Origin of the sequence: Streptomyces avidinii (assembly GCF_014650695.1) — a bacterium.
Lineage (GTDB): Bacteria > Actinomycetota > Actinomycetes > Streptomycetales > Streptomycetaceae > Streptomyces > Streptomyces avidinii.
Genome location: NZ_BMVL01000004.1, coordinates 65,238 through 78,043, shown reverse-complemented (window position 1 = coordinate 78,043; position 12,806 = coordinate 65,238). Strand labels below are relative to the sequence as shown.

Annotated in this window: 10 protein-coding genes; 6 read left to right on the top strand and 4 right to left on the bottom strand. The window is 74.1% G+C overall.

Annotated elements, in window-relative coordinates; translation table 11 throughout:
* Positions 1-143 precede the first annotated feature (143 nt).
* The 3 genes from IE257_RS11445 (at position 144) to IE257_RS11435 (ending at position 4,505) form a co-directional block, all read left to right on the top strand.
* On the top strand, positions 144-1,481 hold the full coding sequence (locus IE257_RS11445) for an MbnB/TglH/ChrH family RiPP precursor modification enzyme (protein WP_189967488.1): 1,338 nt from the start codon (positions 144-146) through the stop codon (positions 1,479-1,481).
* Positions 1,478-2,524 (top strand): TIGR04222 domain-containing membrane protein, encoded by a 1,047-nt coding sequence (locus IE257_RS11440; RefSeq protein ID WP_189967486.1) that lies wholly within the window; start codon positions 1,478-1,480, stop codon positions 2,522-2,524. The genes IE257_RS11445 and IE257_RS11440 overlap by 4 nt, the downstream gene beginning before the upstream one ends.
* Before the next feature lie 352 nt (positions 2,525-2,876).
* Positions 2,877-4,505 carry an alpha/beta hydrolase gene (locus IE257_RS11435; protein WP_229920280.1) on the top strand — a complete coding sequence of 543 codons (1,629 nt, stop codon included), beginning with the start codon at positions 2,877-2,879 and terminating at the stop codon, positions 4,503-4,505.
* A gap of 130 nt (positions 4,506-4,635) precedes the next feature.
* Here IE257_RS11435 and hemQ read toward each other — a convergent pair whose 3' ends face one another.
* A complete protein-coding gene (gene hemQ, locus IE257_RS11430; protein WP_052876931.1) occupies positions 4,636-5,349 on the bottom strand; it encodes a hydrogen peroxide-dependent heme synthase in 714 nt (237 codons plus the stop codon).
* 4 nt (positions 5,350-5,353) lie between these two features.
* Positions 5,354-6,838 carry a protoporphyrinogen oxidase gene (gene hemG / locus IE257_RS11425; RefSeq protein WP_229920333.1) on the bottom strand — a complete coding sequence of 495 codons (1,485 nt, stop codon included), beginning with the start codon at positions 6,836-6,838 and terminating at the stop codon, positions 5,354-5,356.
* Positions 6,839-6,992: 154 nt separating this feature from the next.
* On the opposite strand from hemG, the gene IE257_RS11420 reads away from it, so the two are divergent.
* Both IE257_RS11420 and IE257_RS11415 read left to right on the top strand, forming a co-directional pair.
* Positions 6,993-7,991 (top strand): DUF4349 domain-containing protein, encoded by a 999-nt coding sequence (locus tag IE257_RS11420; protein WP_189967480.1) that lies wholly within the window; start codon positions 6,993-6,995, stop codon positions 7,989-7,991.
* Between the two features lie 59 nt (positions 7,992-8,050).
* Positions 8,051-9,433: an FAD-dependent oxidoreductase gene (locus IE257_RS11415; protein ID WP_189967478.1), complete on the top strand. Its 1,383-nt coding sequence runs from the start codon at positions 8,051-8,053 to the stop codon at positions 9,431-9,433.
* A 121-nt stretch (positions 9,434-9,554) separates the two neighbouring features.
* On the opposite strand, the gene IE257_RS11410 is transcribed toward IE257_RS11415, so the two are convergent.
* On the bottom strand, positions 9,555-10,682 hold the full coding sequence (locus IE257_RS11410) for an NADAR family protein (RefSeq protein WP_189967476.1): 1,128 nt from the start codon (positions 10,680-10,682) through the stop codon (positions 9,555-9,557).
* A 40-nt stretch (positions 10,683-10,722) separates the two neighbouring features.
* On the bottom strand, positions 10,723-11,787 hold the full coding sequence (hemE, locus tag IE257_RS11405) for a uroporphyrinogen decarboxylase (RefSeq protein WP_189967474.1): 1,065 nt from the start codon (positions 11,785-11,787) through the stop codon (positions 10,723-10,725).
* 91 nt (positions 11,788-11,878) lie between these two features.
* On the opposite strand from hemE, the gene IE257_RS11400 reads away from it, so the two are divergent.
* Positions 11,879-12,535, top strand: a complete 657-nt coding sequence (locus tag IE257_RS11400; RefSeq protein ID WP_189967472.1) for a DUF3000 domain-containing protein — start codon at positions 11,879-11,881, stop codon at positions 12,533-12,535.
* Positions 12,536-12,806: the final 271 nt, after the last annotated feature.

Below are 12,806 nucleotides of genomic sequence, written 5' to 3'. Positions count from 1 at the left end.
GACGGCCCGGCTCCGACGGCCGGGCTCCGCGTCGGCCGGCGGGAACCTCAAATGTTCCTCTGAACGTCCCCTCCTGCGGGTTGGCGGGACTCCGCCGGGGCCATGACATCGGCACACGGTGCGACGAGAGGGGGCGAGGGGACATGAAACCCATGGCACACCTGGGGGTGGGCATCGGCTGGCGGCCGGAGATCGCGGACGCCGTCGAGCGGCTGACCGGCCTGGACTGGGTCGAGGTGGTGGCCGAGAACGTATGCCCGGGCCACCTGCCCGAGTCCCTGCAGCGGCTGCGCGAGCGGGGCACCCGCGTGGTGCCGCACGGGGTCTCGCTCGGCCTCGGCGGGGCGGACCGCCCCGATCCCGCGAAGCTGGCGGCACTCGGCGAGCGGGCAGTGGCGCTGGGGGCGCCGCTCGTCACCGAGCACATCGCCTTCGTACGGACCTCCTCGCCGGTGCTGGAGGCCGGGCACCTGCTGCCGGTGCCGCGCACCCGCGACGCGCTGGACGTGCTGTGCGAGAACGTACGGATCGCGCAGGACGCCCTGCCCGTGCCACTGGCCCTGGAGAACATCGCCGCGCTGTTCTCCTGGCCGGGCGAGGAGCTGACCGAAGGGCAGTTCCTCACGGAGCTGGTCGAGCGGACCGGGGTCCGGCTGCTCATCGACGTGGCCAACCTGCACACCAATCGGGTCAACCGGGGCGAGGACCCGGCGGCCGTGCTGGATGCGATCCCGCTGGAGGCACTCGCGTACGTGCACGTGGCGGGCGGGATCGAACGGGGCGGCGTCTGGCACGACACCCACGCGCACCCGGTCCCGCCGGTGGTGCTCGACCTGCTGGCCGAGCTGCGCTCCCGGGTGGACCCGCCCGGCGTCCTGCTGGAGCGGGACGACGACTTCCCCGCGGAGGCGGAGCTCGCCGGAGAACTGGCCGCGATCCGCGCGGTGGTGACGGCGGGACCACCCGCCCCCGAGCGGCCGCCCACCCCCGAGCGGCCGCCCACCCCCGAGCAACCGGCCGTCGCGGTCGCCGGGTCCCGCCCTGCGCCCGCCGAGCCGCGTCCGGTCGAGGAGGCGGCCCGGACCGGGGTGGCGCTCGGGCAGGCCGCGCTGCTGTCCGCGCTGGTGGCCGGGACCCCCGTGCCCGAGGGCTTCGACCGCCGGCGGATCCGGGTGCAGGCCCGGGCGCTGGCCGCCAAGCGGGCCGACGTGGTGGCGAAGCTGGCTCCCGAGCTGCCCTCGATCCTGGGCGGCCCGGACCCGTACCGCGAGGCCTTCCTCTCCTACGCCAAGGGCCGCCCGATGACCGCCGGGTACCGCCGGGACGCGCTGGACTTCGCCGAGGACCTGCTGATCCGGGACCTGCCGGCCGATCCGGCCGCCCGGCGCAGGCTCACCGCCTGGTGGCGGGACCGGGCCGGGGCCAAACCGCCCCGCCGGATCGTGCGCTGGGCCCGGTCGCTCGCGGGGAGAGCGGCATGAACCTCCTCGCCGTGGCGATCTGGATCGCCGTCCTCACGTCCTCCCTCCTGCTGATCACCGGGCTCCGCCGGTCCCGGTCCGCGCCCGCCGGACCCGCCCCCGGCCTGCACGACCTGTCCGAGGCCGCCTTCGTGGTGGGCGGCCCCGGCACCGTCGTGGACGCCGCGCTCGTCTCGATGCTCGGGGACGGCCGGCTGGTGGTCGGCGGTCCGGGCATCGTCCAGGTGCACCCCGGGGCGCGGGCCACCGACCCCGCCGAGCGGGCCGTCCTCCAGGCCCACCGGGGGGCGCCCTCGGGATGGCTCTACCAGGTGCGCTACGCCGCCATGTGCGACCCGGCCGTGCAGGAGATCGGGGACGCACTGGCCGCCCGCGGGCTGATCACCCCGCCCGGGTCCGGGCTGCGGCGCTGGCGTCGCTGGGGGCTGATCCAGGCCCTGGTGTGCGCGCTGCTGTTCCCGGTGTCGATGGTGCTGACCTTCGTCGCGCTCGCCTTCGACTCCGGCTACGCGGTGCCGTTCATCGTGAAGGTGCTGTTCGCCCTGGTGGGCGGCATCGTCGTGGGCCTGGTCTGCGCGGCCCGCGCCAAGAGCCGGGTCACCGGGGCCGGGGCGCGGGCCCTGCGCGCGGTCCGCTCCGCCCACCTGAACGACCGGACCCCGCACGTGCAGACCGCGCTGTTCGGGCTGCGCGGCCTGCGGGACCCCTACCTGCGCCAGCAGTTGGTGCCCGCCGTGCGCGGTACCCGGCTGGCCGCGGCCCAGTCGCACACGCGCTCCCACGGCACGGCCGGCTCAACGCACTGGTCCGGGGCCGAGGTGCTGCCGATCCTCTGGTGCGCCGGGAGCGACGGCGGGGGCGGGGGCGGGTCGAGCTGCGGCAGCGGTTCGGGCTGCGGCGGCGGTTCGGGCTGCGGCTCCTCGGGAAGCGGCTGCGGCTCCTCCGGAGGCGGTTCCAGCTGCTCGAGCAGCAGCTCCAGCTGCAGCAGTTCGTCGAGCTGCAGCAGCTCGTCCGGCTCCAGCTGCGGCAGCAGCAGCTCCTGACCGCCGTGGGTACGGCAACCGGGGGCGGAAAACGCGGCAACGGGACCACCGGCGCCGACACCCGGCGATGATCCTTTACAAGTGCGGAACCCAGGCCTCTCATCGGTTCATCGGATGAGAGGAAGGGGCCGCCATGCGGACGGGACTGGGCCGTCTCTTTCGGATCTTGTCGGCCGAGCCCGCGGCGTCCGGTGCCGTGCATCGCAAGGCGGAAGGTCGTCCTTGCAAGGCGGAGGGGCGTCCTTGTACTGGACGTCCTGGGGCGGGCCCGACAACGCAGCGAGGTGCGGTGCCCGGCGCCGCGGGCCCGGCAGGATCCGGAAGAGACGGCCTGGCGGGGCGCACAGCCGCCGTGGCGGCGCTCTCCCTCCTCCTCTGCGCCCCGGCCCACCGGCCGGCCCACGCCGCACCGAGCGCCCCGCCCGGCCCCCTCGGCGGGACGGCGGCCGAGGCCGCCGGCGCCGCCCTCGTCGCCCGCCGCGCCGCGGCCCGGGGCAGTGACGGCCTCGGCTTCGGCCGGTGCCCCGAGGCCGAGGACCTCCCCGGCCCGATCCGGTGCGCCACCCTGCGCGTACCGCTCGACTACGCCCGCCCCGACGGCCCGCAGATCTCCCTCACCGTCAGCCGGATCGCCGCCACCGGCGCCCGCGACGCCGTCCGCCAGGGCGCGCTGGTCCACAACCCCGGCGGCCCGGGAGCCTCCGGCATGTACTTCCCGCTCGTCGCCGACCTGCCGGGCTGGGAGCGGATCGCCGCCGCCTACGACCTCGTCGGCTACGCCCCGCGCGGCGTGGGCCGCTCCGCCCCGCTGTCCTGCCAGGACCCCGCCACCCGGGCCGCGGGCCCCACCCGGGTACCGGCCGAGCCCTCCCCGGCGTACAAGAGGCAACGCCTCGCGGCCGCCCGGGCCTACGCCCGCGGCTGCGCGCGGCGGGCCGGCGCGGCCCTGCCGTACTACACGACGCTCAACAACGTCCGCGATCTGGACGTCCTGCGGGCCGCGCTCGGCGAGCGGAAGCTGAGCTTCACGGGTGCCTCGTACGGCACCTACCTCGGGGCCGTCTACGCGACCCTGTACCCGGGCCGGGTCCGCCGGATGGTCCTCGACTCGGCCGTCGATCCCGACCCGCGCCGCATCTGGTACCGCAACAACCTGGACCAGTCCGCCGGCTTCGAGCGCCGCTGGTACGACTTCCGCGCATGGGCGGCCCGGCACCACGACACGTACGGCCTCGGCGCCACCCCCGCGGCCGTGCAGGCGAGCTACGAACGCGTCCGGGACGCGGTGGCCCGTAAACCGGCGGGCGGGGTCGTCGGCACCGGCGAGCTCCGGGCCGCCTACCTCCAGGCCGCGTACTACGACGACGTGTGGCCGGACCGGGCGGCGGCCCTCGCGGCCCACCTGCGCGGCGATCCGGCGCCGCTCACCACCCAGGCCGCCCCCGACCCCGACCCGGAGACGGCGGCCGGGGCCGAGAACGCGACGGCGGTGTACACGGCGGTGCTGTGCAACGACGCCTCGTGGCCCGCGGACTGGGAGACCTGGGACCGCGACCACACCGAACTGGCCCGCAGGGCCCCCTTCGAGACCTGGGCCAACGCCTTCATCAACCTGCCGTGCGCCTCCTGGCCGGTGCGCGAGCGGCAGCGGCCGGTGGCGGTCGGGGTCCAGCCGGAGCGGCTGCCGCCGACCCTGGTGGTCGCGGCGGAGCGGGACGGGGCGACCCCGTACCCGGGCGCGCTGGAACTCCAGCGGCGGCTCGGCGCCGGGGCTTCACTGGTGACGGAGGCGGGGGCCGGCTCGCACGGAGTGGTCGGCGGGCGCAATCACTGCGTGGACCGCCACGTGGAGCGGTATCTGCTGACGGGCGCCACCCCGGGGTGGCGCGTCACGTGCGCGCCGCATCCGGAGCCCGCACCGGTGTCGCTGGACGACCGGGCAGCGAGCGCCCGCAGGGCGCTGCTGCCACCAGTCGTCTGAACTTCCGGGCGGGATCTCCGGCTGCGTCGTTTCGGGGGCAGGGGCCGTCTTTCGGACCAGCCTCCCGATCCACCGGAGGAACTCACCTGACGGTGTGGTCGTCCTCCGGTCCTTCCCCCCAGGGGAGGTATCAGGCGAGCCCGGCGACCAGGTCGGCGACGGACTTGCGGCGCCCGGTGTAGAAGGGCACCTCTTCACGGACGTGCATACGCGCCTCGGAGGCCCGCAGGTGACGCATGAGGTCGACGATGCGGTACAGCTCGTCCGCCTCGAAGGCCAGCATCCACTCGTAGTCGCCCAGCGAGAAGGACGCGACGGTGTTGGCGCGCACGTCGGGGTAGCCACGCGCCATCTTGCCGTGGTCGGCGAGCATACGGCGGCGGTCCTCGTCGGGCAGCAGGTACCAGTCGTAACTGCGCACGAAGGGGTACACGCTGACGTAGTCGCGGGCGACCTCGTCGGCCAGGAAGGCCGGAATGTGCGACTTGTTGAACTCGGCCGGGCGGTGCAGGGCCATGTTCGACCACACCGGCTCCAGCGCGCGGCCCAGCCTGGTGCGGCGGAACAGGTTGTAGGCGGTCTGCAGCTCGTCAGCCGTCTCGGCGTGCCACCAGATCATGACGTCGGCGTCGGCGCGCAGGCCGGAGACGTCGTAGGTGCCGCGGACGGTGATGTCCTTGGCGCCCAGCTGGTCGAAGAGCTCCTGGACCTCGTCGGCGTAGCCGCTCCGGTCCTCGGGAAGAACGTCCTTCAGCTTGAAGACGGACCACAGGGTGTAGCGGATGACCTCGTTGAGGTCCTTCGCCTTCTTCCCCGCGTTGGGAATCTTCTCTGGTGCAGTCATGTGCCTATTGTCCCGTGCGCTGATCAGTGGTCGGTGCCAGGGGTGCCGTACGCGCACCCAGCGCGGCGATCACTGCTTCCGCGGCCCTGCCGGCGCTCGCGATGCAGGCCGGAATGCCCACGCCGTCGTAGACCGCGCCGCACACCGCGAGGCCCGGCAGGGCTGCGACGGCGCCGCGGATCCGGGCGACGCGGTCGAGGTGGCCGACCGGGTACTGGGGCAGTCCGCCGTCCCAGCGGGTGACGGTGGAGGCGACCGGCCGGGCCACCAGGCCCACGGCCGCGCCGAGGTCGGCGAGGGAGACGTCGACGAGCTCGCCGTCCTCGCGCAGCAGGTCGCTCTCGTCGGCGTACCGGCCCACCGAGGTGCGCAGCAGGAAGAGCTCCGGATCCGCTCCGGCCCAGGCCCACTTGTTGCTGGAGAAGGTGGAGGCCTTGATGGTCCGGCCGTCGACGGGCGGCACGAGGAATCCGCTGGCGCCGCCGCCGGAGACGGCCGCCGGCAGGTCCGAGCGGCGGAAGGCCATCGTGATCAGGGCCATCGAGGCGTACTCGACCCCGCGCAGCTCGGCGGCCGCGGCCGGCGCGAGCCCGTCCAGCAGGCGCGCGGCGGCCCCGGCCGGGGTGGCCAGGATCACGGCGTCGGCCTCGATGACCTCGGCATCGGCCACCACCCGCCAGCCTTCGGCGGTACGGGCGACCTCGCGGACGGGGGCGCCGGTGACGAGCCGCGCCCCGGCCGCCCGGCAGGCCTCGGCCACGGCGAGCGGGAGCCGTCCGATGCCGCCCTCGATACCGGCGAAGACGGGGCCGGCCTGCTGGGGCGCCGCCTCCGCCCGGCGCTGCAGTTCGCGTACGCCGTCGCCGAGGAGGGCGTGCGTGCGGGCGGCCTCGAAGAGCTGGGGCACGGCGGCCCGCATGGAGATCCGGTAGGCGTCGCCCGCGTAGACCCCGCCGAGCAGCGGTTCCACCAGCCGGTCGACGACCTCGCGGCCGAGGCGGGCCGCGACGTACTCGCCGACGGCGACGTCCTCGCCGATCTCGGTGGGCGGCAGCGTCCGCTCGGCCTCGATGCGGGCCAGGCCCTCGGCGGAGAGCACCCCGGAGGCGGCGAGCGGTCCCAGGTCGCCGGGGACGCCCATGACGTGGCCGCGCGGCATCGGCCGCAGCGCGCCGCGGGTCCACAGGTGGGCGGTGGCGGTGGCGGGCGCCTGCACGGCTTCGCCGAGCCCGACGGCCTCGGCGAGCGCCACCGCCTCGGGGCGGCGGGCGAGCATGGATTCGGCGCCGAGGTCCACGCGCGCGCCGGCGAGCTCACCGGCGTACAGCTTGCCGCCGAGCCTCGGTCCGGCCTCCAGCAGGGTGACGCGGACGCCTTCGCCGAGCAGCCGGTGGGCTGCCGCGAGGCCCGCGATGCCGCCCCCGATGACGACGACGTGGCCCGAGGAGTCGGTGGACCGGGGGGAGGAGCCCGGCCGATCCGTACGCATGTCCGCTTCGTGCATGGACACATCGTCTCAGATCGATCTCCGAGGCCGGACCGTGACCGCATCGGGATCGGCCCGGGACCGTGGATTCGAAACCTGCGACGGGACTCTGGACGTCGAACCGGCAACACCAGCCGATCCTCGGGGGTTTACAGCGATGCGCAGCTTCGACAGACACCGTTCCGCAGCGGCCCTGGCCGCCCTCTCGCTGGCCGGGGCGCTCGCGCTCACCGGCTGCGGCGCGAGCGGCCAGGGGTCCTCGAACGACAAGGCGGCGGTGGCGCCCGCCGCCGACGGCAAGGCTCCGGAGGGCGCGGCGGCGGCCCCTGCGCCGGCGGGTTCCGCGGGGGCCTCCGGCTCCGGCTCCGCCGACAAGAACGGCCGGCCGCCGGCCGTGGTCCGCCCGAACGTCATCCGTACGGCGACGCTCGGCATCGAGACGGAGGACGTCCAGAAGACGCTCGCCGCGGCCCGCACGGCCGCCGACGGCGCGGGCGGCTACGTCGGCAACGAGTCCACCAAGCGCGGCGAGGACGGCCGCATGACCTCGACGCTGACCCTGCGGGTGCCGGGCGAACAGTACGACGCGGTGCTCGGCGCGATGGAGGGCAGCGGGAAGCTCCTGCACCGCAAGGTCGACGCGCAGGACGTCACCGAGAAGGTCGCCGACATCGGCAGCCGCGTCTCCTCGCAGCAGGCGAGCGTGGCGCGGGTGCGGGAGATGATGGGCAAGGCCTCGGCGCTGAGCGAGGTGGTGATGCTGGAGAGCGAGCTGTCCCGCCGCCAGTCCGACCTGGAGTCGCTGCTGGCGCAGCAGACGGCGCTGAAGGACCAGACCTCGCTGGGCACGATCACGCTGGAGGTCTCCGAGCCCGCGGCGAAGCCGGAGGCGGAGAAGAAGGAGAAGAAGAAGGAGCCCACCTTCCTGGGCGCCCTGGGTGGCGGTTGGGACGTCTTCACCAAGGTCCTGCGCTACCTGACGGTGGCGGTGGGTGCGGTGCTGCCGTTCGCGCTGACGGCCGCGGTGGTGGTGCTGCTGGTCCGGCTGTACCGGCGGTGGCGTCCGGCGGCGCCGAGGACGGGCCCGGTTCCGAAGCGGGTGACGGTGCCGGCGGCCCGGACGGCTCCGGACACCGAGGCCGACGTACAGGACTGAACGCGCGTTCGGCCGTAGCGTGTTCACCATCCAATGGTGGTGAAGGGGCGGTACGGACGATGGCGACGGAAAGACTGGTGGTGGTCGGCGGTGACGCGGCGGGGATGTCCGCCGCGTCACAGGCCCGCAGGCTCAAGGGCCCGGCGGAGCTGGAGATCGTCGCCTTCGAGCGGGGGCACTTCACCTCGTACTCCGCGTGCGGGATCCCGTACTGGGTCGGCGGCCGGGTCCCCGAGCGCGACGACCTGATCGCCCGCACCCCCGAGGAGCACCGCGCCCGGGACATCGATCTGCGCACGCGGACCGAGGTCGTGGAGCTCGACCTCCCCGGATCCCGGGTGCGTGCCCGCGACCTGGGTACCGGGTCCGAATCCTGGACGGGCTACGACAAGCTCGTCCTGGCGACCGGCGCCCGCCCGGTCCGCCCCCGGCTCCCCGGGATCGGCGCGCACGGGGTCCACGGCATCCAGACCCTGGACGACGGCCAGCGCCTGATGGACACCCTGCGGCGCACCGAGGGCCGCCGGGCGGTCGTGGTCGGCGCCGGCTACATCGGCGTGGAGATGGCCGAGGCGCTGGTGGAGCGGGGCTACGAGGTCACCGTCCTGCACCGGGGCGAACAGCCGATGGCCACGCTGGACCCGGACATGGGCGGCCTGGTGCACAGCGCGATGAACCGCATGGGGATCCGTACGGTCGCCCGCGCCGAGGTGACGAAGATCCTCACCGACGAGGAGGGCCGGGCCCGTGCGGTGGCCACCTCGGCGGGCGAGGAGTACGAGGCGGACGTGGTCGTGCTCGGCATCGGCGTGGAGCCGCGCACCGCGCTCGCCCGCGCCGCCGGCCTCCCCCTCGGCCCGTCGGGCGGCATCCTCACGGACCTCTCGATGCGCGTCCGCGGCCACGAGAACATCTGGGCGGGCGGCGACTGCGTGGAGGTCCTGGACCTGGTCGCGGGCCGCACCCGGCACATCCCGCTGGGCACGCACGCCAACAAGCACGGCCAGGTCATCGGCTCGGGCGTGGGCGGCGGCTACGCGACCTTCCCCGGGGTGGTCGGTACGGCGGTCAGCAAGGTCTGCGACCTGGAGATCGCCCGTACGGGGTTGCGCGAGCGGGACGCGCTGGAGGCGGGCCTGCGGTTCGTGACGGCCACCATCACCTCCACGAACACGGCGGGCTACTACCCGGGCGCGGCGGAGATGACGGTGAAGATGCTGGCGGAACGCCGCACGGGCCGGCTCCTCGGGGTCCAGATCGTCGGTGGCGCGGGGGCCGCGAAGCGGGTGGACATCGCGGCGGTGGCCCTCACGGCGGGAATGACGGTGGACCAGGTGGTGTCCCTGGACCTGGGCTACGCCCCGCCGTTCTCCCCCGTCTGGGACCCGATCCTGGTGGCGGCCCGCCGCGCGGTGTCCGCGGTCCGCTCTGCCGGGGTGTAACCCTGCGGGCCGCCTTCCCGGGCTCTGCCCGGACCCGCGCCTCAGACGCCGGCGGGGCTGACATCGCCCTCCGGGCAGTCCGGCCCCGCCGGGTTCAGCGTTGCGTCATGCGCCGCAGGAGCTAGCGCACGGCGAGCTCGGAGCGGATGAGCTCCAGCAGGCGGCCCGTCCAGTTCCGGCCGCCGCGGGGGCCCTCGTCCCGCCAGTAGGGGGAGTCGTGGAAGCCGGTGTAGAGGATGCCCGCCTGCCCCGTGCCCAGCAGGAGTTCGGCGAGTTCGGGGTGCTGGTCGAACTTGGCCCGCAGCAGCCCGGCCATGACCGCGAGCCGCATGGCGGGCCAGTCGGCGCGGCGGACCGCCCGTCCACCCCGTTCCCGGGCCTCGTCGGCGGTCGCGGCGGCGCGGATCAGGTCGTGGTCGGCGCGGTCGGCGGCGGACAGGGCCCAGTATCCGTGGACCACCGTCGGGTAGGTCTCGCCCCGGTGGCTGAAGGGGGCCTCGTAGTCGTTGCGCAGCGCGAAGTCGCCGAGCCGGTCGGGCCATCCCCCGGGGTACATGGTCTGGGTGAGGACGACCGGCGGCTGCGGGGTGCCGGTGGGGTCGTCGGCGTGCAGGACCGCTTCGCGCTCCCGTGCCGCCGCGACGGCCGTGTCCGTACGGGCGAAGTAGTCGAGGGAGTCCTGGTGCATCCGCTCCGTCACCTCGGGCCCGTCCCCGTCGACGCGCTCGCCGAGAGCGGTCACCAGGACCCGCAGCGGCCGGTCCTGGAGATCCATGTCGCCCAGCATGAAGACCCGCAGGTGGGCGGGGACGGCGAGGTACGCGTCCCGCAGCGCGGCCCGGCGGCCCTCCGTCGGCTCGGCCCGGTAGGCCCGGATGGCGTCCCAGCAGCGGTCGGCCGCCCTCGGCCGTCCGGCCAGGCGGGCGATCTCGTCCGCCACCTCGGCGAGGAAGGTCTCGTCGGTGCAGGGTTCCGGGTAGCGCTGTTCCCACTTCGGCGGGGCGGGGGACGGCTCGGGCGCGTCCGGCCGGTCCCGGTGCAGGGCGATCTTCCCGGAGGCGAGCCACCTCCCCAGTCCGGCCAGGTCGGTCGCCTCGAACCGGTCGAGGGAGATCCTGCCGTCCGCGTAGACGAAGAGGTGCTCGGGGTACTGCTCGTCGAGCCAGTCGTGCTTGCGCCACACGAGGCACCAGGCCCCGCCGATGTTCTCTCCGTCGGATATGCGAAACGTCGGTCCGTGCCATGTCATGCGCGGCACAGTACCGACGTTTCGATCTTGCTCGGGCAGCTCAGCGCGCGGTCTTGGTGTGGACGTAGTCCACCAGGCGGGTCAGCGCGTCGGGGTCGGTCGTCGGGAGGACGCCGTGGCCCAGGTTGAAGACGTGGCCCTCCAGGCCGGCGGCGGCCGCGAGGACCTCGTCCGTCTTGGCCTCGACGGCCTCCGGGGTGGAGAAGAGCACCGCGGGGTCCAGGTTGCCCTGGAGTGCCTTGCCGGGGCCGACGCGGCGCACGGCCTCGTCCAGCGAGACCCGGTAGTCGACGCCCATGACGTCCGCGCCCGCCTCGCCCATGAGGCCGAGGAGCTCGCCGGTGCCCACACCGAAGTGGATGCGCGGGACCCCGTACGAGGCGACGGACTCCAGGACCTTCGCCGACGCCGGCATCACCGAGCGGCGGTAGTCCGCCGGGGCGAGCGCGCCGACCCAGGAGTCGAAGAGCTGGACGGCGGAGGCGCCGGCCTCGATCTGGACCTTCAGGAAGGCGGAGGTGATCTCCGCGAGGCGGTCCAGGAGGTCGGCCCACAGCTCCGGGTCCCCGTACATCAGGGCCTTGGTGTGCTCGTGGTTCTTGGAGGGTCCGCCCTCGACCAGGTAGCTCGCGAGGGTGAAAGGCGCGCCCGCGAATCCGATCAACGGCGTGGAGCCCAGTTCACCCGTGAGCATGCCGATCGCCTCGGTGACGTACGAGACGTCCTCGGGGGTGAGGTCGCGCAGCTGTGCGAGGTCCTCGCGGCGGCGGATCGGCTGGGCCACGACCGGGCCGATGCCCGGCTTGATGTCCAGGTCGACACCGATGGCCTTGAGCGGGACCACGATGTCCGAGAAGAAGATCGCCGCGTCCACCTTGTGGCGCCGCACCGGCTGCAACGTGATCTCGGTGACCAGGTCGGGCCGCATGCAGGACTCCAGCATCTGCGTGCCCTCGCGCAGCTTGCGGTACTCCGGGAGCGAGCGCCCCGCCTGCCGCATGAACCACACCGGGGTGTGCGGCACCGGCTCCCGCCGGCACGCCTTCAGGAAGGCGGAATCGTACGTCTGACTCGGCTGGCCCGTGGGGCGGGTGTTGGCGCTCACGACCCAAATCTTCGCACGTATGAAGAAGTGTCCGCCCCGGCGAGGGTGTCCCTGCGCCGCACGGGCGCTCGTTCCGCCTAGTCTTCCCCGCATGGCTGCGGCTCAGGGACGATTTTCAGATGGCGCCGAGGGTATGGACAGCGCGAAGGAGAGCTCCGTCCCGCTCCCGTTCCGGCGGGCGGTCGACGGCTTGAGGAAGTCCCGGCTGCGTCCGGGGATCGAGATCGACCCCACGAAACCGCCCCAGAGGCTGGCGCCGCACGCCTATGCGCTGGAGGCCGCGGTGGTGGACGGCGAGGACGACCTGGCGGACGGCAGGCTCATCCTGCTCCACGATCCGGCCGGGCACGACGCCTGGCAGGGGACCTTCCGGCTGGTGACGCTCGTACGCGCGGAGCTGGAGCCGGAGATGGCCGCGGATCCGCTGCTGCCCGAGGTCTGCTGGTCCTGGCTGACCGGCGCCCTGGAAGCGCGCGGGCTGGCGTACGGGGAGGCGAGCGGCACCGTGACCATGGCGGGCTCGCACTACTTCGGCGGGCTCGCGGAGCGGCGTCCGGCCACGCAGATCGAGATCAGGGCCTCGTGGACGCCGCGCGAGGGGGTGGGCGGGGTGCCGGACACTTCGGCGCACCTGGCGGCGTGGTGCGAACTGCTGTGCCAGATCGCGGGGCTGCCGCCGGTGGGTCCGACGGACACCGCGACGGGCGTGGTCTCCCTGCCACAGCGCCGCGGTCCGCACCACCCATAGCCGTGGGGCCGTACGGCCCTGCGGCGACGGCGCGCGGTGCAGAACGACTGATCGAAGACCTGGGCGGATTGTCGAAAGACGGCACCCCTTGCGGGCTTCTGATCAACCGATGATCGATCGTGCGTCCGAATTGCCCGAATTGTTACTCACCAAATCGTGATCATTCCCTAAAGCCGGGCGGGTGACGTGCCGAAGGAGTGGGTGACCATCCGCACGGTTCGCACCGGCTTCCTTCCCCGAGCCGGCCGTCCCGCCACTCCCCCAGGAGGCC